Annotated in this window: 25 protein-coding genes; 14 read left to right on the top strand and 11 right to left on the bottom strand. The window is 68.2% G+C overall.

The window, feature by feature from the left end; all coding sequences use genetic code 11:
* Positions 1-63 precede the first annotated feature (63 nt).
* A complete protein-coding gene (locus tag G6N26_RS17415; RefSeq protein ID WP_083015991.1) occupies positions 64-1,029 on the top strand; it encodes a LysR family transcriptional regulator in 966 nt (321 codons plus the stop codon).
* Positions 1,030-1,068: 39 nt separating this feature from the next.
* Positions 1,069-1,539, top strand: coding sequence for an SRPBCC family protein (locus G6N26_RS17410; RefSeq protein ID WP_067175735.1), 471 nt, complete (start codon positions 1,069-1,071; stop codon positions 1,537-1,539).
* On the opposite strand, the gene G6N26_RS17405 is transcribed toward G6N26_RS17410, so the two are convergent.
* On the bottom strand, positions 1,540-2,097 hold the full coding sequence (locus G6N26_RS17405) for a pyridoxamine 5'-phosphate oxidase family protein (RefSeq protein WP_083015912.1): 558 nt from the start codon (positions 2,095-2,097) through the stop codon (positions 1,540-1,542).
* 125 nt (positions 2,098-2,222) lie between these two features.
* Between G6N26_RS17405 and G6N26_RS17400 the strand changes: the two genes are divergently transcribed.
* The 4 genes from G6N26_RS17400 (at position 2,223) to G6N26_RS17385 (ending at position 6,810) form a co-directional block, all read left to right on the top strand.
* The gene (locus G6N26_RS17400) at positions 2,223-2,837 is read left to right on the top strand and encodes a TetR/AcrR family transcriptional regulator (RefSeq protein WP_197746771.1); all 615 of its coding nucleotides are present in this window, start codon (positions 2,223-2,225) and stop codon (positions 2,835-2,837) included.
* A gap of 68 nt (positions 2,838-2,905) precedes the next feature.
* On the top strand, positions 2,906-3,382 hold the full coding sequence (locus G6N26_RS17395; protein WP_083015994.1) for a DUF417 family protein: 477 nt from the start codon (positions 2,906-2,908) through the stop codon (positions 3,380-3,382).
* 36 nt (positions 3,383-3,418) lie between these two features.
* Positions 3,419-5,227: a flavin-containing monooxygenase gene (locus G6N26_RS17390; protein WP_083015919.1), complete on the top strand. Its 1,809-nt coding sequence runs from the start codon at positions 3,419-3,421 to the stop codon at positions 5,225-5,227.
* 38 nt (positions 5,228-5,265) lie between these two features.
* On the top strand, positions 5,266-6,810 hold the full coding sequence (locus G6N26_RS17385) for a flavin-containing monooxygenase (protein ID WP_225323272.1): 1,545 nt from the start codon (positions 5,266-5,268) through the stop codon (positions 6,808-6,810).
* Here G6N26_RS17385 and G6N26_RS17380 read toward each other — a convergent pair.
* From G6N26_RS17380 to G6N26_RS17360, 5 genes are all read right to left on the bottom strand, one after another.
* On the bottom strand, positions 6,807-7,643 hold the full coding sequence (locus tag G6N26_RS17380) for an SDR family oxidoreductase (protein WP_082991558.1): 837 nt from the start codon (positions 7,641-7,643) through the stop codon (positions 6,807-6,809). The two genes, G6N26_RS17385 and G6N26_RS17380, sit on opposite strands and share 4 nt — an antisense overlap.
* 34 nt (positions 7,644-7,677) lie before the next feature.
* The gene (locus G6N26_RS17375) at positions 7,678-8,970 is read right to left on the bottom strand and encodes a sodium:proton exchanger (RefSeq protein ID WP_067175755.1); all 1,293 of its coding nucleotides are present in this window, start codon (positions 8,968-8,970) and stop codon (positions 7,678-7,680) included.
* A 246-nt stretch (positions 8,971-9,216) separates the two neighbouring features.
* Positions 9,217-10,035, bottom strand: a complete 819-nt coding sequence (locus G6N26_RS17370; protein WP_067175758.1) for an SDR family NAD(P)-dependent oxidoreductase — start codon at positions 10,033-10,035, stop codon at positions 9,217-9,219.
* A gap of 18 nt (positions 10,036-10,053) precedes the next feature.
* Positions 10,054-10,464, bottom strand: a complete 411-nt coding sequence (locus tag G6N26_RS17365; protein ID WP_083015923.1) for a nuclear transport factor 2 family protein — start codon at positions 10,462-10,464, stop codon at positions 10,054-10,056.
* Positions 10,461-11,504 carry a zinc-binding dehydrogenase gene (locus G6N26_RS17360; protein ID WP_083015926.1) on the bottom strand — a complete coding sequence of 348 codons (1,044 nt, stop codon included), beginning with the start codon at positions 11,502-11,504 and terminating at the stop codon, positions 10,461-10,463. Before G6N26_RS17360 ends, G6N26_RS17365 begins: the two co-directional genes overlap by 4 nt.
* A gap of 124 nt (positions 11,505-11,628) precedes the next feature.
* Between G6N26_RS17360 and G6N26_RS17355 the strand changes: the two genes are divergently transcribed.
* Positions 11,629-12,480 (top strand): helix-turn-helix domain-containing protein, encoded by an 852-nt coding sequence (locus G6N26_RS17355; RefSeq protein ID WP_083015929.1) that lies wholly within the window; start codon positions 11,629-11,631, stop codon positions 12,478-12,480.
* A gap of 70 nt (positions 12,481-12,550) precedes the next feature.
* On the top strand, positions 12,551-13,315 hold the full coding sequence (locus G6N26_RS17350; RefSeq protein ID WP_083015931.1) for a DUF2127 domain-containing protein: 765 nt from the start codon (positions 12,551-12,553) through the stop codon (positions 13,313-13,315).
* A 13-nt stretch (positions 13,316-13,328) separates the two neighbouring features.
* Here the strand turns inward: G6N26_RS17350 and G6N26_RS17345 are convergent, their stop codons facing one another.
* A complete protein-coding gene (locus G6N26_RS17345; RefSeq protein WP_067175774.1) occupies positions 13,329-13,943 on the bottom strand; it encodes a PaaI family thioesterase in 615 nt (204 codons plus the stop codon).
* Between the two features lie 93 nt (positions 13,944-14,036).
* Here G6N26_RS17345 and G6N26_RS17340 point away from each other — a divergent pair, with 93 nt between their 5' ends.
* From G6N26_RS17340 to G6N26_RS17335, 3 genes are all read left to right on the top strand, one after another.
* Positions 14,037-14,882: an SDR family oxidoreductase gene (locus G6N26_RS17340; protein WP_083015934.1), complete on the top strand. Its 846-nt coding sequence runs from the start codon at positions 14,037-14,039 to the stop codon at positions 14,880-14,882.
* Between the two features lie 154 nt (positions 14,883-15,036).
* Positions 15,037-15,201: a hypothetical protein gene (locus G6N26_RS25820; protein ID WP_165605111.1), complete on the top strand. Its 165-nt coding sequence runs from the start codon at positions 15,037-15,039 to the stop codon at positions 15,199-15,201.
* Between the two features lie 27 nt (positions 15,202-15,228).
* Positions 15,229-15,840: a class I SAM-dependent methyltransferase gene (locus tag G6N26_RS17335; protein WP_083015937.1), complete on the top strand. Its 612-nt coding sequence runs from the start codon at positions 15,229-15,231 to the stop codon at positions 15,838-15,840.
* Here the strand turns inward: G6N26_RS17335 and G6N26_RS17330 are convergent.
* A complete protein-coding gene (locus tag G6N26_RS17330) occupies positions 15,820-16,365 on the bottom strand; it encodes a CGNR zinc finger domain-containing protein (RefSeq protein WP_083015999.1) in 546 nt (181 codons plus the stop codon). The genes G6N26_RS17335 and G6N26_RS17330 overlap by 21 nt on opposite strands.
* Positions 16,366-16,514: 149 nt before the next feature.
* Between G6N26_RS17330 and G6N26_RS17325 the strand changes: the two genes are divergently transcribed.
* Positions 16,515-17,210, top strand: a complete 696-nt coding sequence (locus G6N26_RS17325; protein WP_083015940.1) for an SDR family oxidoreductase — start codon at positions 16,515-16,517, stop codon at positions 17,208-17,210.
* A gap of 57 nt (positions 17,211-17,267) precedes the next feature.
* Entirely contained in the window at positions 17,268-17,720 is a 453-nt protein-coding gene (locus tag G6N26_RS17320) for an SRPBCC family protein (RefSeq protein ID WP_083016003.1), read from the top strand.
* An 18-nt stretch (positions 17,721-17,738) separates the two neighbouring features.
* On the opposite strand, the gene G6N26_RS17315 is transcribed toward G6N26_RS17320, so the two are convergent.
* The 3 genes from G6N26_RS17315 to G6N26_RS17305 all read right to left on the bottom strand — a co-directional run bounded on the left by G6N26_RS17315 (position 17,739) and on the right by G6N26_RS17305 (position 20,620).
* Complete coding sequence (locus G6N26_RS17315) at positions 17,739-18,482, bottom strand: methyltransferase domain-containing protein (protein WP_083015944.1); 744 nt, start codon at positions 18,480-18,482, stop codon at positions 17,739-17,741.
* A gap of 106 nt (positions 18,483-18,588) precedes the next feature.
* Positions 18,589-19,974, bottom strand: a complete 1,386-nt coding sequence (locus G6N26_RS17310) for an adenylate/guanylate cyclase domain-containing protein (protein WP_083015948.1) — start codon at positions 19,972-19,974, stop codon at positions 18,589-18,591.
* Positions 19,975-20,014: 40 nt separating this feature from the next.
* Positions 20,015-20,620, bottom strand: coding sequence for a TetR/AcrR family transcriptional regulator (locus G6N26_RS17305; protein WP_067175794.1), 606 nt, complete (start codon positions 20,618-20,620; stop codon positions 20,015-20,017).
* A 201-nt stretch (positions 20,621-20,821) separates the two neighbouring features.
* On the opposite strand from G6N26_RS17305, the gene G6N26_RS17300 reads away from it, so the two are divergent.
* Positions 20,822-21,793 (top strand): oxygenase MpaB family protein, encoded by a 972-nt coding sequence (locus tag G6N26_RS17300; protein WP_067175797.1) that lies wholly within the window; start codon positions 20,822-20,824, stop codon positions 21,791-21,793.
* The last annotated feature ends 128 nt before the right edge of the window (positions 21,794-21,921 follow it).

Raw genomic sequence — 21,921 nt, 5'->3', positions numbered from 1 at the left:
GAGGTAATACCGATTTGGGAAACAGGTCATGCCGCATTTGTATGGCTGGTAGATGTGGAGGCGATGGACACCCACCGGCTCAAATACTTTTTGCGGATCGCGGAGGAAGGCTCGATCACCCGCGCGGCCGCGGTGCTGGGCATCGCCCAGCCGGCGTTGAGTCGCCAGATCCGGCTGCTCGAGGAGGACCTCGGCATCACGCTGTTCGAGCGGACCCGCCGCGGCGTGCATCTCACCGAGGAGGGCGAACGGCTGCGCTCCTCGACCGCGGCCCCGCTGCGTCAGCTCGAGCTCGCGGTCCGGTATGCGGGATCGCCGTTGGCGCGCATCGAGCGTGGACTGCTGTTCGGGATGGTGCCCACCACCGCGGGCGTCCTGGCCGCGCCGCTGGTGGCCAGCCTGGGCGCCGCGTTCCCGAACGTCCATTGCCACGTCGCCGTGGCCGAGACCGACGACTTGGTGCAGCGCCTGCTCAAAGGCGAGGTCGACCTCGCGGTGATCAACCCGGTCTCCGATGACCGGCTCTTCTACCGGCATCTGGTGACCGAGGACCTCGTGCTGGTCGGAGGGCCCGCGTCGGACCTCTCGCCCGCCAGCCCGATCCGCTTCACCGACCTCGCCCAGCTACCGCTGGTCATGCCCAGCGCCCTGACGGGCATTCGAAACACCTTGGAGAACACCGCGCTTCGGCTCAAAGTTGCGATTACGGCCCGCTTTTCGACCAATTCGGTGGAGGTGTCCAAACACCTGGTCGCCGCGGGGCTCGGCTATGCCGTGCTGCCGATGGCGGCGTGCGGCGCCGACGGGGAGGCGGGCCGGCTGCGGTGGGCGCCGGTCTGCGAACCCCAGATCACCCAACAGCTCGGCGTGGCCGCCACCGCGGCGCTGGAACTACCCCGCGAATTCGCGGCCAAGATCGGAATCGTGTTGCGCGAAGAGGTCGCGCGGCTGACCAAATCCGGCTTCTGGCCAGCGCGTTTCGAGCCGTCGCCGGTGTGGGATCCGAACATTCCCGAGCCGCGGAACTGAACGGGATTACTCTGCCGGTTAGCGGAAAGGAGATTCGCAATGACAGTTACTGTCGTCGACCGGGGACCCCGCCAGGTGAGTCGCAGAGTCGAAGTGGCCGCGCCCGCGGCCGAGCTATATGCCATCGTCGCCGATCCGCGGCGCCACCATGAACTCGACGGGTCGGGCACGGTGCGCGACAACATCACCATGCCGCCGCAACTCCTTGAAGGCTCGAAGTTTTCGACGAACATGAAGATGTTCGGCCTGCCCTACCGCATCACCAGCACGATCACCGCGCTGACGCCGAACGAAGTGGTCGAATGGCGCCACCCGCTGGGTCACCGCTGGCGGTGGGAGTTCGAGGCGCTGTCACCAACCTTGACGCAGGTCACCGAGACGTTCGACTACCGCGACGCCGGTGCGCTCAAAAACAAACTGAAGTACTACGAGCGGATGGGTTTCGCCAAGGCGAACGGCTCGGGCATCGAGGCGACGCTGACCAAACTGCGGGATCGCTACCCGGGGTGATCAATTAGCCGGATCGACTGCGTCCCAAGGGATCACCCCGGACACCCAGTGGCTCAGTTCCGACGCCTGGTCGTTGCGATGCAGATGGCGCGGGGGCGTTGCGTAGGTGGAATACGGCCGGCACCGAATGACGACACGGTTCTCGCGTTCGCACATCGCCTCGATGTGCGGGCGCGCCTCGTCACCGAGTGGCTGCCCCGACATTCGGCCGGCAACCGCCATCATCACGTCGACCGCCAGATCCCGGTCTTCCTCGACGGTGGCGTCGGCGTAGACCTGCAGGTAGGCGAACGGCCAGCGCTCGTCGAGGACACACAGGCTCACTTTGCCGTCTCGATCGACCACGCGGGCCTTGCCCCTGCCGGCCATCGTGGACACGAGCAGTTCGTCGGCGTCGGTGGGGATGTAGTACACGACCGACATGGCGGGGCCGTCGTCGCGGCGACGATAGCCGAACACGCACGTGCGGTGGGTCCGCACGAACTGGCGTCGTTCGGAGGGAAGCATGTCGCGGTCGGTCGGAGCGGTATAGGGCTCTGACGCCAGGGGGAGGAGCATGACGAATTTTCCTCGCTGTCAAGGGGGTTGATCCGCGCAATAATTATGGATACAGTGTGTCCGTAATGAACCGTGATGTCAACCGGCCCGCGTCGCGCCGTTCGCGCGGCCGTCCGGCCCTGCCGATGGACCGCATCCTGGGCGCGGCGGTCGAGCTCCTCGATGAGGAAGGGGCGGACGCGTTGTCGATGCGGTCGCTGGCCCAGCGCCTGGAATCGGGCACCGCCACGCTGTACCGCCACTTCTCCAACCGATCCGAACTGGTGTCCCAGGTGATCGACCAGATACTCGGCGAGGTCGACCTCGACGCGGAGGAGCTGGCCGCCCTGCCGTGGCAGCAGGCATGTATCACGTTCGCGCAACACATGTTCGACGCGCTCCGCAGGCATGGCAATGTCGCACCACTGCTGATCGAATACACGCCGACGGGCCCCAGCGCGTTGGCCAATCGGGAGCGATGCCTGGCGGTGCTGCTCGACAACGGCTTTGCGCCGGCGGTCGCGGCCCACGCCTACGCCACGCTGGCCCGTTACGTGCTGGGTTTCGCGATCCAACTGACCGGTGCGACTGGTGGGGGCGGTCCCCAGGACGCGGAACTCTCGGCGGTGTTTCACCGGCTCGATGCGGCGCGCTATCCCGCGACCGTCACCGTCGCCGACGAGCTTCCCGTTCCGCTGGCCGACGAGTTCGCTTTCGGGTTGCGGCTCATCGTCTCCGGACTCGAACGACTGCGCGAGTGAACGCTTTCGCGGCGCGAACCGTGGGTTGGGTGGATGACCACGTTCCCGCCCCGAAAGGACACGCCCCGATGATCGATCACATGCTGAGCCGATGGGGGCGACTCCTGGGCCGCTACGGCCTGGTAGTCGTCCTGGCGTGGATCGGAGTGGGCAAGTACGTGAAGATGGAATCCCGCGTGCTCATCCAGGACAGCCCGCTGATGAGCTGGCTCTACGACCTCTTCAGCGTCACCTTCGTTGCGCGCGCACTAGGAACGATGGAAATCGTTGCAGCCGTGCTGATCGCGCTGCGGCCATGGTGGCCGCGGGGGTCGGCGGCGGGCAGCGCGCTTGCGGTGGTGTTGTTCCTGGGCACACTGAGTTTCTTGTTCACCACGCCCGGGGTGGTCGCGTTCCATGCCCACGGCATCCCGGTGCTTTCGGCGCTGCCCGGCCAGTTTCTACTCAAGGACCTGGTATTGCTCGGCGTCGCGCTGTGGACGCTGGGCGACTCGCTGACCGCGAGCACCACCACCGCACGGGCATATCCCGCCCGCGGCGACTGACTATATAGTCGTGGCCACGGAGAGGAACCCGAGTCCGTGACTGAGACCGTTGGCCAGGCTCTAGACGTTGACGCGTTGCGACGCAGGTACGCCGAGGAACGCGCGCGTCGGTTGCGCGTGGACGGCATCGCCCAGTACGTCGAGATGACGGGCGCATTCGCCCGTTTCGCCGAGGATCCGTGGGTCGACGGGGACGTCGCCCGGGAGCCGCTCACCGACGAGGTCGACGTGGCCGTCATCGGCGCCGGGTTCGGCGGGCTGCTGACCGGGGCGCGGTTACGCCAGCTCGGTGTGCGGAGCGTGCGGCTGATCGACCGTGCCGCCGACGTCGGCGGCACCTGGTACTGGAACCGCTATCCCGGAATCGCTTGTGACGTCGAGTCGTACGTGTACATGCCGTTGCTCGAGGAACTCGGTTACACGCCCACCGAGAAGTACGCCAAAGGGCCCGAGATCTTCGCGCATTGCCGCCGCATCGCCCGCCACTACGACCTGTACCGCGACGCCTGCCTGCGGACCGAGGTGCGGGAAATCCGTTGGAACGACGCCGAATCACGCTGGATCATCCGCACCGACCGGGGCGACCAAATGCGGGCCAGGTTCGTGTCGATGGCCAACGGGTACCAGGCCAAGCCGAAGCTGCCGGGCATCGAGGGACTCGGCGCGTTCGCCGGGCACGCCTTCCACACCAGCCGCTGGGACTACGCCTACACGGGGGAGGGCTTGCAGAATCTGGCCGGCCTGCGCGTCGGCGTCATCGGAACCGGCGCCACCGCCATCCAGTGCGTGCCGCACCTGGCCGCCGCGGCGGGGCGACTCTACGTGTTCCAGCGCACGCCGTCATCGGTGGACGTGCGAGCCAACAGCGCCACGGATCCGCAGTGGGCCACCGGGTTACGGGTCGGTTGGCAGCGCGAACGCATCCGGAATTTCCAAATCCTCACCGCCGGAGGTCAAGCCGCCGAGGATCTGGTCGCCGACGCCTGGACGAGCATCACCCGCAAGCTTCCGGTCATGCGTCACGACGGCTTGAGCGGCGATGGCCTCGCGGATCCCGCACAGCGCGGCCGCGACATCGAGCTGGCCGATTTCGCCAAGATGGAGGAGATCCGGGCGCGGGTCGATGCGCTCGTCACCGATCCGGCCACCGCCGAGGCGCTCAAACCGTGGTACGGATACTTCTGTAAAAGACCCTGCTTCCACGACGAGTACCTGCAGACATTCAACCGTGACAACGTGACGCTGGTGGACACCCGGGGGCTCGGCGTGCAGCGCATCACCGAAGCCGGCGTCGTGGTCGACGGTGTCACGTACGAACTCGAGTGCCTCATCTTCGCAACGGGTTTCGAGGTGGGCACGGACTATTGCCGGCGCACCGGATTCGAGCTGATCGGCCGCGACGGGATCACGCTGACCGAGCACTGGGACGACGGCGTCCGCACCTTCCAGGGCCTGTGCACGACCGGATTCCCGAACTGCTTCATCGAGAGCATCGCTCAGGCCGGCCTGACCGTGAACTTCCCTTACCTGCTCGACGTGCAGGCGACTCACGTCGCCTGGATCATCGCCGCCGCGCTGGCGGGCGGCATCACCGAAATCGAGGCGTCACCGGGAGCCGAGGCCGCCTGGGTCGACACCGTGGTGGCGCGGTCGGCGGCGAGCGCGGAGCGCGCCAAGACGTGTACGCCCGGCTACTACAACCGGGAGGGCAAGGCCGACGCCAAGACACGGCAGGGCAGCTTCTTCTTCGGCGCGCCCACCGAGTACGCCGACATCCTGGAGCGATGGCGCGCCGACGGCGACCTCGCCGGGCTGCTGACCCGCCGCGCGCGGGGCGGACCGTGACAAGCCGAAAAGTCCGGCGGCTCTACGCCATTGGGCGGATGCGCGCGGCGACACGGCGTCGACGGTCCCCGCGGGTGGCGATCATCGGCGCGGGCTTCGGTGGTCTGGGTGCAGCCGTCGCGCTGCGCCGCGCCGGCATCGACGACCTGGTGATCATCGAGGGCGCCGACGGCGTCGGCGGCACCTGGCGACGCAACACCTATCCCGGCGCCGCCTGCGACATCCAGAGCCACCTGTACTCGTTTTCCTTCGCGCCCAACGCATCCTGGAGCCGCACGTACGCTCGGCAGCCCGAGATCCTGGGCTACCTCGAATCGGTGGCCGACGATTTCGATCTGCGACGCCACCTCATGCTCGCCACCACCGTGCGGTCCCTGCACTGGAATCCGGGTACCGGGACGTGGCAGTGCCGACTGGACCGCAACGGCGAGCCCGCAACGTTGGACGCCGACGTCGTCGTGTGCGCCGTCGGGCTGTTCGGTTCGGTCAAGCTGCCCGACATCGACGGCCTGACGGGGTTCACCGGACGGGTGCTGCACACCGCGCAGTGGGATCACCGCCTCGATCTGGCGGGACGCAACGTAGCGGTGATCGGGACCGGCGCCAGCGGGGTGCAGCTGGTGCCCGAACTGGCGAAGACCGCCGGGCGCGTCACGGTCTTCCAGCGCACCCCGCCATGGATGGTACCCAAGGACGACCGCCCTTACAGCGCACGCGAATTGGCCCGGTTCAAGCGCAGCCCCGCCGCGCTGCGCCGCACCCGCTGGCAGATCTGGAAGTTCCAGCACGACAACACCGCGACCTTCGCCGACGATCCCGTGGTGACCGCGCGCACGCAGATCGCGACGTCGTTTCTGGGCCGCACCGTCGACGACGAGCCGCTGCGCCGGGCGCTGACGCCGGACTATCCGTTCCGGTGTAAGCGAGTGTTGTTGGGCGACGACTACTACCGGGCCTTGCAGCGCGACAACGTCGAATTGGTCACCGAGCCCATCGCGCGGGTCGGCGAGACGTCGGTGATCACCGCGTCGGGCCGCGAGATCGACAGCGACGTGATCGCGCTGGCCACCGGGTTCGAGACGTCGCGCTATCTGTCCGGCATCGATGTCACGGGCACCGGCGGGCGCCGCCTGCACGATCACTGGGGCGACGATCCGAGCGCCTACCTGGGCGTGGCGGTCAGCGGGTTCCCGAACTTCTTCATGCTGTACGGTCCCAACACCAACCAGGGCGGCAACTCGATCGTCTACATCCTCGAGGCCGGGGCGCGGTTGGTCGCCAGCGCGGTGAGCCGGCTGGCGCGCCGGGGCGGCTACCTCGACGTCCGTCCCGAGGCCGAAAAGCGGTTCAACGACCAGCTTTCCGCGGACCTGGCGCGCACCATCTGGACGCAGTGCGACAGCTACTTCCGTTCGCCCACCGGCCGCATCGTCACCCAATGGCCTTATACCGAGCTGGACTACGCCCGCCGAACCTGGCGGCTGCGACGCCGGGAGTGGATCCACCGCACAGTAGCGCCGCCGCGCCATGACGCGGGCACGACCGATGGTGAAATACGTTGTGCGGACTTATCTTCAGGCTAGCCGGCGGCGGCCGCCCTGGCTCGCTCGGTCATCGAAGCGATCACGCCGCCGTCGTTGAGGATGTCGGTGCCGGTGAGATAGCCGGCCTTCTCGCTGGCGCAGAAGGCGAGCAGCTCGGCCATTTCCTCCGGCTTGCCCCACCGCGGCACCGCGGCGTCGGCGACCATCGCGCCGGCCCCCGCCTGCTCCTCGAGCCTGCCCATCTCGGTGTCGATCGATCCCGGGGACACCGAGACGATCCGCAGACCGCGGGCGTTGAAGCGCTCCGCCTGCGACTGGCTGTACCACTTGACGAAGCTCTTGCTCAGGGCGTAGGCGATACCGGAGCGCGCCTCCTCGGGGGCGATGTTGCACGCCGTCATCATCGCGTCCATGAAGGCGTCGCGGTCGTCGAGCGCCAGCGGAAATTGGCTTGTGGGAATGATTTCCGCGGGCAACATGTGCGCCGCCATCGAGGCCACGTTGACGATCACCGCGCCCTCGGCGGCGAGCGCATAGAACTCCTCGTCGACGTTGACGGTGCCGATCGCGTTGGTCCGCATCACGTAGTCGGCGGCACCCATGCTCGGGCTGACCCCCGCGGTGTGGATGACGGAAGCGACCGTGCCGAGGCCCGTGGCTTCGCCGAGCAGGTCCGCGACGGCTTGCCGGTCGGTGACGTCACAGTTGACCACCGTGGGAGTGATCCCGAGATCCTGCAGGGTGGTGGCGGCGGTCGTGAGCCGGTCCTGCCGGACGTCGCAGAGCACCACGGTGTGGTCGCGGCCGACGATTTTCGCGGTGGCCAACCCCATGCCGCCCGCGCCGCCTGTGATTACGGACACTCGATTCATACCTGGACCGTATACGGCGCGCGATCGTGCGGCGTTACGGGTCCTGCACCGGATGTAACGGGTGGCCGCTGTGGCGGACGGCGGTCCCAACGAACGGCGCCCGGAGGGTGGCGGGCAAGTGGCGCCGGTAGCGGATCAGCGCGACGACGGCCACCGCCGTGTAGACGCCGCAGAGCAGCAGCCGGCCCTGCGTCGAGACGATCGGGAACTGCACGACGAACAATCCCAGCAGTGCCAACGCCGCGTTGCGATGGAAACGCAGCGCCAGGATCAGCGCCACGCCCATCATCGTCTGGGTCGCCGTGAGCAGCATTTCCTCCACCTGGCGGGAGTCGAGATACAGGGAGAACCCGCCGCCACCGAGCAGGTGGGAGATCGGCAGCGAGCCGATCAGCAGGGTCCACTGGTTGACCTTGGAGGAGATCAGCGTGGCGATGGCCGCCGTGCCCTTGCCGCGGGTGGCGAAAATGGTCGCGATGATGAACTCCGGGGCCTCCGAGGCCAGCGGGGCCAGCCACTGAACCAGCAGGAACCGGTTGACGCCCAGTTCGGTACCCGCGGCCACCAGGTTGTCGGCAAACGGCTTGGCGCACAGCAGGATCACCGCTCCCGAGGCGACGAACAGGCCGACCACGGCGATGCGGCGGCGACGGTCGGGCAGTTCGCCCAGCGCGGCGGCGGTGCCGATCAGGTCGGGCTCTTCGACTTCGCCGTGGCTGATCTTGTAGAGGTAGAACCCGAACCAGCCCAGCAACGCCAGCCCGAGCCCGAAATGGATCTCGCCGCTCGCCGGTACCGCGAACGCGAGGATGCCCGCGATCAACAGGAATCCCAGCTCGACACGGTTTGCTGGCTCGAGCGTCAGCCCGCTCGGTTTCCCGGATCCGGACTTGCGCGCCACCACGATGCTGACCAGCACCACCACGGGCCACCCGAGTCCCATCAGCAGCCGGTTGGACCCGGTCATGTTGGCGGCGGCGTACTGCGTGTATTCGGCGTTGTGGCCGGAGACGTAGGCGTAGTACAGGTCGACGGCGTATTCGGGCAGGACCGCGATCAAGGCGAGTAGCGCCGTGGCGAGGCCTCCGGACACATCGATCTGGGCAGCCTCGGCGGCCCATGCCAGCAAGAAGCTGGCCGCCACCACGGCGGCCCCGAAGATCAGCAGGGCGGCCACCGCACCGACGTGCAGACCCGAGATCCGGATGACCACGGCCGGGGCGACGAATGCGCCGGTGATCAGCCCCGAACGCGTCAGGGTGCGGCGCCGCCACTGCGCCGTCATCGCGACGTCGGCAGCGGGCCTGTCTATGGCGAGCATCGTCATCCTTCGCGGGAGGCGGCGATCGGGTGGTGTGGTACTGCGGCTCGGTTGGCGTGGCGAACTGATTACCCAAGCTACCCGGTACCTACACCGCCAGCAACGCGGTGGGTGGGCAAAGTCGCCGACATGCCCGAGCCTATATTTGCTGCCCAGGGGGCCATGGAAGCAAAAGTTAGGCTGCCCTGATTTCGAACTTTGGCAAACCTCGCCACGCTTAGTTCGACGCGCAGCGAACGGTCCTGGTTCCCGCTAGGCGTCCGGGCCCATGGCCGCGGCGGCGGCCTGGGCGAACAGCTCGACGGCCTGATTGCGGCTCAGCGACGCCAGCAGCTGCGCGGCGGCGCGCATGGTGTCGCCCACCATCAGGGTCGGGCCGTTGCCCAGATTCTCGAAGGCCTCGGCGATGACGTCGGACACGGCCGCTGCGTCCGCCGGCGTCTGGTCGGGCGAGCCGATCTGGCCGCGGCTGTACTCGAGCGCGCGCAGCGCCGGTGTGTCGGTCTTGCCCAGGATGAGGCCCAGCACGTCGACGCCCGTGCCGCGCAGTTCGGCCCAGAGCGCCTCGGCGAAGACCATGTCGAAGGCCTTGGAGGCGCCGTAGGCGACCATGTTGGGCCCACCGGCCAACCCAGCGCCGGAGCCGAAGAGGACGATGCCACCGCTGCCCCGTTCCACCATCGCGGGCGCGAAGTGGTGGCACAGCTGCATGGGCACCATGCAGTTGCGCTGCACCATCGCCTCGGCGGCGTCGATCGAATTGGCTAGAAACGGCGTGAAGTCCGGGTCGGCACCCGCGCAGTAGACGAGCATCCCGATCTCCAGGTCGGCGGTGGCGGCGGCGATCGCCGCCGCGGCGCCGGGCTGCGCGAGATCGATGGCGACAGTGCGGGTTTGCGCCGACGCCTTGTTCTCGATCTCGGCCGCGACCCGGTCGAGCACGCTTTGCCGCCGGGCGAGCAGCACCACATTGACACCGCGTTCGGCGAGTCCTTCGGCGAACGCCGCACCCACACCGTCGGACGCGCCGGCCACCAACGCCCACGGCCCGTACTTCGTCGCGAACGTCATCCGACCACCCCCGCTTCCTTATTGACCGAACGCCGCGACGCGCACCTGCGTGAAGCGCCGCCGCGCAATGCGCCATCCATCGGCGGTCCGTACGATCTCGTCGTCGTAGAAGCCCCACGCGTTCACGCCCGCCTGGTTGTCGCCGAACATGATCACCGCATCGACATAGGTTCGGGCAGCGGCGTTGTCGCCGTCGACCGTGATGACCTGGTTGGAAAGCCGATGCAGGGTGTGACCCGCCATCGCGTGCGTCTTGTCCATGAAGTCGGTGACCTCGTCCACACCGTGCCAGCGGCCGATCTCGCCGTAGTCGAGCTCGCAGTCATCGGTGAACACAGTACGAAACAGCGGCCAGTCGCGCCGGTCTATCCCGGTGGCGTAACGCACCAACAGGTCCGAAATGTCTTGCCGGTCTTCTCTTTCGCTCACGGGCGATCTCCATTCGGACGGACGATGATGCGCGGCGGACCGTCGGACCTGCGTGCCAGTTCGAGGGCGTCGGGCACCTCGTCGAGGCCGATGATCTTGCCGACGCTCGGCAGCGGGTCCAGCCGGCCCGACGCGATCGCGTCGAGCGTGCCGTACCAGTCCTGCGGGTGCGGGCCGCCGCCGAACTGAATCGTCACGCCCTGGCGGGTGGCGGTGGTGATGTCGAGGGTGTCGCCGGTGTACCAGCCACCCGCACAATAGATCCGGGTGCCCATCTCGGCGGATTCCACCAGCTTCTGGATCAGCCCCGCGGCGCCGACGCATTCGAATACGACGGCCGGCCCGGGCAATCCGCGCTGCGCGCGAACCTCGTTGAACGCCTCGAACGGGGGCTTCTCGGACGGGTCGACCACGACATGAGCACCGAAACGGTCGCGGGCCAGCTCGCGCCGATCGGATTTGTAGTCCGACACGATGATGGGTTCGATGCCGCGGGCGACGAGGGCGGCGACGGCCGAAAGCCCGATCGCGCCCGCGCCGATGACGATCGCGACCTCGCCCGGTCCCAGCCGCGCCGACCGCACGTAGAACTCGCCGACGGCGAACGCATCGGTCAAGGCGACGGCGTCGCTGGACACGTCACCGGGAACGGGCTTGGCCGCGACCTCCGAAACCACCAGCAGCTCACCGAAACTGCCTTGCGCGTCGGGATGCTGGCCGATGATGCGCATTCCGCCCGCCCCGCCGTCGACCAGCCGCACCGGCATGGCGGTCACGCGCGTGCCGGCGGCGAACTGGTCGGTGCAGCCGGGGCCATGCCCGATGACCTCACCCACGAATTCGTGACCGAGCACGATATCGCGCTCGGTGTCATACAGTGAGCGGCCGGTCGGATCGTCGATCGCGAGTTCCGGGTGATCCATGAAGTGCACGTCGGACGCGCAGATCGCGGTGCTCAACGTGCGTAGCAACAGCTCACCCGGACCGGGCTCAGGATCCGGGGTCTGGCGGACCTGCAGCCGCCCGTCTCGTAACACCACTGCGCGCAAGGATTTAACTTTCTCGAATAATCGATATAAGATCTCGAATGTTCGTACAACTGTAAAAATCGCGTACCGAAGGAGTCAAGCGATTCGCGGATCGACGTCGGCGCCGACCGCGCGCGTGCTCGATGTCGTCGAGCTCCTGGCGCGGTCCGGGAGCGCGCGGCTGCGGTTCTCCGACGTGGTGCGCGAGCTGGACCTCACGCAGGCGACGGCGCACGCCATCCTCAAGACGTTGTGCGACCGCGGGTGGGCCAGTCGGGATCCGATCGCGAAGACGTTCGCCCTGGGGCCCGCGCTCGCGGTGGTGGCCGCCCGTACGGACACCGCCCGACCGTTGGCCCATGCGGCGCGTTCGGCGGCGCTGCGCCTGTCCCGTGAAGTCGGCTACGCCTGTTCGGTGGTCGAGAAATTCGGAGACTCCCTGGTGGTCACCGCGTTTGAGGGCGAGCCCGCCACGCAACCATCGGGCATACCGGGCGATCGCATCCCGTACGCGCCGCCCTTCGGGGTGGCGATGGCGGCTTGGGACACCGACGAGGAACAGCGCACCTGGATTCGTCGCGGCGCGGGCACCAATGCCGATCGCACGCAGCGCCTGCAACAGGTCCTCGCACGCACGCGGGAACGGGGATTCGACATCGACTGGACGACACCCGCACTGGCGCAGGCCGTGCAGGTGGTCGGCACCTTGGACAGCCGCGAGATGCCGACACCGGTGCGCCACATCATGGACCAGCTGCTTGTCGAATTCACCACCATCGGTTTCCTTTCCGACGACAACCCCGGGCGCCGGAAGCAACCCGTGGTGACCATCGCCGCACCGGTTTTCGACGACCGGGGACCGGTTTCCCTGATGCTGGCCGTGCACCCGCTGTGCCCACTGAGCGCGCGGCAGATCCGGGACATCGGAAAGCACCTGACCGACGAGACGACGGCGCTGAGCGGATCGCATCCACCGTCGGCGGGGTAGCCACCCACCGCACCGCGCTTCTGACGCGCGCCCCCTTGCGCGCCCGGGCACCGGCGGTCGATGATCGGCCATGCCCAAAGCACGTGGTCGCAATCGGTGGGAGCTGGTTACCTGCGCGCTCGCCGGACACGTCACCTATGCGCCCGACGAGGACGCGCTCGCCGAACGGCTGAGCGGCGCCACCGGGCTGGGCGAGGTGTGGCGCTGCCTGCGGTGCGGCGAATTCACCGTCGGCCCGCCACACGGGCGGGGTCACGCCGAGGACGCGCCGATGATCATGCGCGGCAAGGCCTTACGGCAGGCCATCATCATTCGCGCCCTGGCGGTGGAACGCCTGTTGCGTGCGGTGGTGATCGTGCTGGCGGCCTACGCGGTGTGGAAGTTTCGCGGAGCGCGGGGCGCCATTCAGGCCACCCTCGACCGGGATCTGCCGATCTTCCGCGCCGCCGGCTTCAGGGTCGACCAGATGACCATCGTGCACGAGCTGGAAAAGGCACTGGCCGCCAAGCCGTCGACCCTGGCGTTGCTGACCCTGATGCTGGCCGGTTATGCCCTGCTGGAGGTCGTCGAGGGCGTCGGCCTGTGGCTGCTGAAACGCTGGGGCGAATACTTCGCGGTGATCGCCACCTCGGTCTTCTTGCCGCTGGAGATCCACGATCTGGCCAAGGGCATCACGATGACGCGGGTGGTGACGTTCACCATCAACGTGGCTGCGGTGATCTACCTGCTGATCTCCAAACGCCTGTTCGGCCTGCGCGGCGGGCGCAAGGCCTACGACGAGGAACGGCGCGGCGAGCAGCTGCTCGACGTCGAGCGGGCGGCGAGCAGGACCTGAGCGGCGCGGTGCGCTAGTCCGCGGCCTGCCTGGGGTGAATGAAAATGCCCTCGGCTTCCACGGTGACGCCGTGCTCGTCGGCCAGGTGGCCGACGGCGAATGTCTTGACGCCCTCGACGCGCTCGACATGAGCCTGGGCGCGCAGCGGCCGCCCCAGCGCCGTGGGGCGCCGGTATCGCAGCGTGAGCGTGCCGGTGAACGCGGGCTTGTCGGGCTGGTGCGCGGTCGCGCCGAGCACATGGTCGAGCACCAGCGCGCACACACCGCCGTGCACGGTGTCCGGCGGTCCCTCGTAGGCCGCACCCAGAACGAACTCCGACCACACCAGTCCGTCGGGCTCATGATGGATGACCAGCGGCGGTGCGATCGGGTTGCGCAGGCCGATCACGGCGTTGCCCCACGCGATGGTCTGGCCATCGGGGTTCCGATGCACGCCGAACGGGCCGGGCTTCAACGCTTCGCTCAATTCCGCTGCGGCACTGTCGATCTTGGAGGTGGCCGCCGCCACCGCCGCGGGGCCGGCCTCGGTGCGGATGCTGATGTCGACGAGCCGGCGGAGCGATTCGGCCAGCGGCGCGTAGACCGACTCGAGCTGGCTGAAATCGATGCAGGGCGTTTGGTCATGCATCTTCGCAACTTAACTCAGGTGTCCACCCAGCGGGCGGCGACCCTCGAGGCATCCGGCCGGCCGGGCATACTGCCCTGGGAACGGAGGAGTCCAATGGGAACGTATGCGGTCACCGGATCGGCTTCCGGGATGGGGCGCGAGACCGCGCGGCGGCTCCGGGACGGTGGGCACACGGTCATCGGTGTCGACATCAAGGTCGCCGACATCGTCGCCGATCTGTCGACGCCACACGGGCGTAACGACGCCGCGGCGCGTGTCCTGGCGGCGGCGGGCGGCAGGCTCGACGGTGCGGTGCTCGCCGCCGGACTCGGTCCGAGTCCCGGCAAGGATCGTGTTCGCCAGATCGCCCAGGTCAACTATTTCGGGGTCGTTGAGTTACTGTGCGCCTGGCGGGAGGCGCTGGCGGCCGCGGGGGGCGCCAAAGTCGTTGTGGTCGGCAGTAATTCGACGACGACGATGCCGGCGGTGCCCGGCCGGGCCGTGAAGGCGCTGCTCGCTCACGACGCCGGCAGGGCGTTGCGCGCGGTGCGGCTGTTCGGGCCGGCTGCGCCGACCATGATGTACGGGGCCTCGAAAATCGCTGTCAGCCGGTGGGTGCGGCGGCATGCGGTGCTGCCCGACTGGGCGGGCTCGGGCGTGCGCCTGAACGCCTTGGCGCCCGGTGCGATCATGACTCCGCTTCTGGCCGAACAGTTGTCGGACCCACGGCAGGCCAGGGCCGTCCAGTCGTTCCCGGTTCCGGTCGGCGGCTTCGGCGACCCGGGGCAGATGGCCGACTGGATGTGCTTCATGCTCTCGGACGCCGCCGATTTCCTCTGCGGCGCGGTCGTATTCGTTGACGGCGGCACCGACGCCTATTTTCGGCCCGACGACTGGCCGAAGGCGGTGCCGGTGCGCCGGCTGATCGGGTATCTGCGCCGGTTCAGGGGATTTCACTAGGGTTTGGTGTTGCGTGCCTTTCGTTGCACCGGGAATGTGCGCTATCCCACAGCGCGGCTTTTCGTGACATTCACCTCGGCGCAGCGTCAACGCAAAACAGCTGTGGTGCAATTGAATGAATCGGCGCACGGCCGAACAGACAAAGGATCGAATTGTGGCCACACTTCCGGCCTGGGTCAGCCAGGCCCCAGCCAACCTCGACATGGTCGCGCCGCTCAAGGCGCGCGCCTGCGACGCGCTGTACGCGGTCCTCGGAAGCAAGCGGCGCCCGGCGGCTACCGGCCCGCGCATCATGTCCAGGGGCGTCGAACGCTGCTGAGCGCCGATCGGGCAGACTGACCCCACGGTGCATGAATACGCGAGACACGACGAGTACTGGAACCACAATTCCGCCTATCACAGCTGGCTGGTCGGCATCGCCGCGCGGCGTCGCGGCGACGTCCTGGACGTCGGGTGTGGGGAAGGGCTGCTGGCTCAGCGGTTAGCCGCGGTGTCCCGCAGCGTGGTCGGCATCGATGCCGACCCGATCTCGGTGTGGCGCGCGGCGCAGCGACTGCAGCCCATCGACAACGCGGCGGTCGAACACGTGCGATTCGAGGGCCTCGATGCGGACGAGCGGCGCTACGACCTGATCACGTTCGTGGCCAGTCTGCATCACCTGCCGCTGCGGGACGCGCTGCACAAGGCGCGTCAAATGCTGCGGCCCGCAGGACAACTGGCGGTCGTCGGGCTGTCCGCCAACAAGAGCGTTGCCGACTGGGTGTGGTCCGGGTTGTGCATGCCGCTGGCGCGCGCCGGGGGCCTGCTGCATCGGAAGACCCGCGACATCGGCGTACCCGTCGCCGATCCCCGGGAGGGCCTCGACGAGATCCGGTCGGTCGCCGCCGACGTCGTGCCCGGCGCCGTCATCCGGCGGGGGCTGTATTACCGCTACCGCCTACTGTGGCGAAACAGCTGAACCCGTTGGCTTTTCGCGTTCGCGGCGGCGCGCCCGGGACGCCCGCAGATTGACGGCGTTGCCGCACGTCTTGACGTCATGCCAGACCCCGCTGTTGTTCTTCGAGCGGTCGTAGAACGTCGACCCGCAACGGTGGTTGTGGCAGCGTTTGATCCGCCGCCAGGTATTGGCGTGCTGGCTCAGCAGGATCTCGCCCCACAGCGCCGAGGCCAACCACCGCCATCCGCTGCCGCCGGGATCGAGCCGTACCTCACCGACATCGGACAGCGCGAACGAGGCGACCGCGCCGTGGGCGCCCCGGGGGCTCGGCGGTTCGCCGTCCACCATCCGCTCGATGGTGGCCCGCACCGCACGAAGCCTGCCCAGGTCCGCCTCACCCAACGCGGGTGGCGACGCGTCCACCCCGCGCACCGACGACCACGCTCGCACCGCGTCGGCCGCCCACTCCCGCGCCGACTCCAGGTCGCCCAGCAGGTCCGGCCCGTACCCGCCGATGCCCCTCGTATTGAGGAAATCCTGGACCAGGCCGAGGCCCCCGGGCGCCGCGGCGCAGCCGTATCGCTGTGACGCAACCCACGGTGAAGACATAGGCAAATACTACTTGACTACGTCGCTCCGCGACAACTAGCGTGACGTAAGCAAAGTAAGTTTGCCTCAGTCAAAGGAGCAGGATCATGGTCAACGTCAAGGGATCGACGGTGGTGGTCACCGGCGGACAGCGCGGTCTCGGCAAGGCCATCGTGGCCGAGTTGTTGGACAGGGGCGCGGCGAAGGTCTACGCGACAGCGCGAGCGCCGAAGTCCAGCCGGGACCCGCGGGTGATCAGCGCCGAACTGGACGTCACCCAGCCGGATTCGGTGGCCGAGCTGGCGGCCGTCGCGACCGACGCCGACATCGTCATCAACAATGCCGGCGTTCTCGGCGCCCGGAGCCTGCTCCACAGCGACGTCGACGAGGTGCGAATGGTCTTCGAGACGAACTACTTCGGCGTGCTGCGCGTCGCCAAGGCGTTCGCACCGATCCTGGCCGACAACGGCGGCGGCGCCCTGGTCGACGTCGCCTCGATCCTGTCCTGGATGCCCGGATCCGGGGGGTATGGCGACTCGAAGGCGGCGCTGTGGTCGATGACGAATTCCCTGCGCATCGAACTCGAGAAGCAGGGCACCCTGGTCGTGGCCGCGCACCTCAGCTTCACCGACACCGACATGACCGCCGGCTTCGACGCACCCAAGAACGACGCGCGCCAGGTGGCGCGCGCGATCGTCGACGGCATCGAGCGGGACGACACGGAGGTGCTGGCCGACGACGACACCCGCTACGTCAAGGCGGCGCTGTCCGGGCCCGCCGAGTCGCTGCCCCGGATGCCGTGAGCCGGTTGGCTCGAAGTGGTCACCGCGGTGGGCGGCCCGACGTGTTTGGATACCGGTATGTCCGATACCGAACGCATCGTGGCCGCCACTCGCGTGATGTCGGCCAATGCCGCGCGAATCTTCGAACTGATCGCCGACCCGTCGCGCCAGCCGAGCTGGGACGGCAACGACAATCTGGCGTCATCGGCGCCCGGCCAGCGGGTGCGCCAAGTGGGTGACGTGTTCAAGACCACGCTGACCAACGGTGCAGTGCGGGAGAACCACGTCACCGAGTTCGTCGAGGGCAGCAAGATCGCTTGGCGCCCAGCCGAACCCGGTAAGCAGCCACCCGGTCACCTGTGGCGGTGGGAGCTCAGCCCGATCAACGCCGAGCTGACCACGGTGACGCACACGTACGACTGGACCGAGCTGACCGACGCCACCCGCCTCGAGCGCGCCCGCGCGACCACGGCGGACATGCTGCGCGAGTCGATGGATCGACTCGCCATGCTGGCGCAGAGCGCCGAATAATTAAGCCGCGCGCGAAGGTCAGCCCAAGGCGGCGCGCACCCACTGAAACGTGCCGAGGGTATTGACCCGCACGCTGGCAAATCCGTTGTCTTCCAAGATGTCGCCGATCTCGTCGTCGTCGAACGCGTGCGCCCCGACATTCGGCAGCATCCGCCAATAACGGGCGAGGCGCCCGGCCGTCGGGACCATCACGGCCAGCCTGCCACCGGGCCGCAGCACGCGCGCCATCTCGGCGAGCGCGGCCTTCGGCTCCGGAACCAGCTGCAACACGGCCGTCGACACCGCCGCGTCGAAGGTGTTGTCGCGCAGGGGAAGCCGTTGCGCGTCGGCCCTGATGAAGCCAACCTGCGGGCCGGCCTCATTGCGGACGGCGCGGGCCAGCATGGGTTCGGAGATGTCGACCCCGAGGGCCAGTCCCTCCGGCCCGGCGGCCCGTGCCAGCGACGCGGTGACGTTGCCCGGCCCCGAACCGACGTCCAGCGCGACGCCGCCCGGCGGGATGTGCAACCACTCGAGCGGCAGCTGCCAGGCGCTGATCCACTGGCGGGCGAAGGCCTGGGCGTTGTCGTAGAGCATCGACCCGACGGTCGAGGCCCACGCGGCCTGAATCGGGCCGGTGTTCTTCCCGACGGCGTCGTCAACCGCGTCGCCGCCGAGCAGGTCGAGATAGCCGTGGCTGACGTCGGGATCGGCCGGCGGATCGATGAGCAGATCCAGCGCTCGCCGCAGCGCGGGAGGCAGCGAGATGTGCACGTCGGTCATGCGTAACTCCTTCGGCCCCTCGGCCAGAAGCCGAGCTGAATGCCAGAACTCGCACAGTGGGCTTGGCGAAGATTCCCCCGTTGGGCAGCCTACGCCGCGCGCCGGGTCAGCGGCGGACGGCGGCGTGCTCGCGAACCAGGGCGTAGAGGCGCCAGTAGCCCGGCACGCCCTTGAGGGCGGACTCGCCGCGGTCGCCGAAGCGGTGCCGCGATCCGGTGACGATGTCGCGCAGCGTCGACGACACCAGGACCTCGCTGGGTCCGGCGAGGGCCGCCACCCGCGCGCCGATGTGCACGGCCATGCCGGCGATGTCGGCTTTGCCGGCGCCGCGCACCTCGACTTCGCCGGCGTGGATGCCGACGCGCACCTCGATGCCCAGCACCTGCACCGCGTCCACGAGGGCGTCAGCGCAGGCGATCGCGGCGCTCGGGCCGCTGAACGTCGCCACGAATCCGTCTCCGGCGGTGTTGACTTCGTGGCCGCCGAAGCGCTGTAGCTCATGCCGGACGATCCTGTCGTGGTTGTCCAGCAGGTCGCGCCACCGGTAATCGCCGAGCGCCGCGGCCCGCTCGGTGGACCCGACGATGTCGGTGAACACGATGGTGGTGAGCAGCCGCTCGGCGTCGGAGGCGCCGCGGATGCCGGTGATGAACTCCTCGATCTCGTCGAGCATGGGCCCGGTGTCGCCCACCCAGTACAGGACGTCTTCGCCCGGCAGCTCGACCAGACGCGACCCGGCGATGCGTTCGGCGAGGAAGTGCGCGTGCCCGACGGGGCTGAAGCGCGGGTTGTCCCGATGCAGGATCAGCGTCGGCACGCCGACCCGCTCCAGCCGGTCGCGCACGTCGCCCTCGCGGATCTTGCCGATGAACGCGCGCGCCATGCTGGGCGACGCCGCCCGGTTGCCGGCCATGTCCCACCACGACCGGAACGCGTCGTCGTGCGCGACGCTGGGCGCGATGATGCCGAGGATGTCGAAGCCCTGCTCGACGGCGTCGGGTTCGATGGCCACGGTCGTGTAGGGGTCGGCCTCGGCGAGATCGGAGCCGAACGGGTAGTCGGGGGCGCGCAGCGTGCGCGCCTGGCCGTTGACGATCACCAGGCTGTTCACCCGGTCGGGGAAATCGGCGGCGAGAACCACCCCGGCCAGCGACGTGAAACTCGGAGCCAGGATCGTCGCGCGCTCACATCCGACCGCGTTCATGACCGCGATCGCGTCGTTGGCCCAGGATTCCGCGCCGATCATGTCCAGCGAGGGGACCCGGGACGACAGGCCGATCCCGCGTTGGTCGAACCGGATCACCCGGCAGAAGGACGCCAGCCGTCGATGAAAGCGGTACATCGACGGCTCGCTGTCGACGCAGTCGATCGGGATGAACGGGCCCGGCAGCACGAGCAGGTCGATCGGGCCATCGCCGAAGACCTGATAGGCGATGTCGATCTCGCCGCAACTGGCATACCGGGTCCGTGGAGCCCCAGAACTCCCAGCCACGGATCGAGCGTAGTTCAGGGCACCGACATCGCGGTGTCCGTCAGCGGCTGATGATCGGAACCAGATAGCGGGCGGCGTACTCGCGCACCGCCGCCGGATCCGAGGTGTCGAGCCGGTCGGTGGGAAAGACGATGATGCCGAGCGCGACGCGCAGCAGGATGTCGGCGATGTTGTCCAGATCGGTCTCGGACATCTCGGCGCCGCACCGCCGCAGGGTATGGGCGATCCCGTCGGCGAACTGGCGAATCGGGAAGATATGCGACCGGGAGAACATGCCGAACAGCTCCGGCTCGCTTTCGGCGATCCGCGAATACAGCGGCGAATCCTGCACCAAGCGCACCCCGAGCGCGAATGCCTCGACCACGGCCTCCTGCGGATCGCATCCGGCCGTCGCCTGATCGAGCGTGCTGAAGAAGAGTTCGGCCTCGCGCCGCACCACCTGTCCGAACAGCTTTTCCTTGGTCGGAAAGCGGCGATAAATGGTGCTGCGGCTGACCCCGGCCCGGGTGGCGACGTCGTCGATGTTGGCCCGGCGCACGCCGTAGGTCTCGAACACCCCGCGCGCCGTGTCCAGGATGGTGCGGTCGAGATCGGTCAGCGCCTCGGTAGACGCGGAGATAGCGGCAGCGCCCGGTTCGGACTGCATGATTGGCGGCATCGTATCAACTCCCCGGCGCGGTTCAGCGCCGACTTTTCGGCGGCGAGAAAGCGGCACGGCCACCCGGCCCCCACCGGCAATGTGCAATGTCGACGGGCGGTTGCTAGGCTTTGAAACAAAGATACGACTTTGTGTCACTGGTTCACATCGCTTCGCCGCGCAGCGTGCGTGCCATAAGGAGGTGGGGGCATGACCGCCCAGAACGACCAGCTCGCCGCCGAGAGCGCGGGGTCACGTTTCGACAGCGGCGTTCGCGAGGCCGTGGCCATGCCCACCGACGGACCGGACTGGTCGCCCGGAGGCGACACCTCACCGCGCCTGGGCCCGGATTCGTTGATCTGGAAGTTTTACGGAGACAACCGAACCCAGCTCTTCGGATTCCAGCGCACCGCCGGGGTCGAGAACTGCATCGAGCAACTCGCCCAGGGCGTGCTGGACCACTCCGTGATCTTCAGTGACACGCTGGGCCGGGCCAAGCGGACGGCGCCTCCGCTGATGAACACCGTCTACTCCGAGGACCCCCACGAGTGGGGCCGCAAGGTGCGGGACTTTCACAAGACGATCAAGGGCACCGTCAGCGACGGATCGCGGTATCACGCGTTGAACCCGGAGCTGTTCTACTGGGCCCACGCCAGCTTCGTCGACCAGGTCATCTACAACACCGACATGTTCATCCGCCGGTTGTCGCACGCCGAGAAGGAGCAGATCTTCAACGAGGGCAAGGTCTGGTACAGCCTCTACGGCGTCAGCGACCGCGGACAGCCGCAGACCTACGACGACTTCGTGGCCTACTGGGACGAGATGCTCGACCGGTTCGTCCCGCACAAGACGGTGCTCTACGGCACGGGGTACATCCGCAAGGGCATCCCGGGTCCGCGCTGGATGCCCAAACCGCTCTGGAACGTGGTCTCGGCGCCGCTGAACGCCTATACCCGCCTGGTCGTCGTCGGAACGCTGCCGCCGCAGATGCGCGAGGTGTGCCAGCTGCGGTGGGATGCCAAGAAAGAGAAGCGATTCCAGCGGCTCGCCGCGGTCGTCCGCGCGCTCAACCCCCTGATCAACCGGCTACCCGTCAAGGCGCTCTACACCCCGTGGGCGGCCGAGGCCTGGGCCCGCGCCGGCATCGACCCGCGTCCGCTGCACAACCGCGCCGTCGCGTAAACAGGTCTCCCGCGGCTCGTCTTCGCCGCGGCGCCGACCTTGACGGCGCGCGGCCGGATTGAGCATCGTGGTTAGCCGCCCTCGCAATGGGGCATTCCGCAACGTCGGTCGAGTGGGGCCGGTCGAGC

The sequence above is a fragment of the Mycobacterium marseillense genome (assembly GCF_010731675.1).
In the GTDB taxonomy this organism is placed as follows: Bacteria; Actinomycetota; Actinomycetes; order Mycobacteriales; family Mycobacteriaceae; genus Mycobacterium; species Mycobacterium marseillense.
Note: the sequence above shows the minus strand (reverse complement) of the source record. Positions and strands in the feature narration are given on the sequence as shown.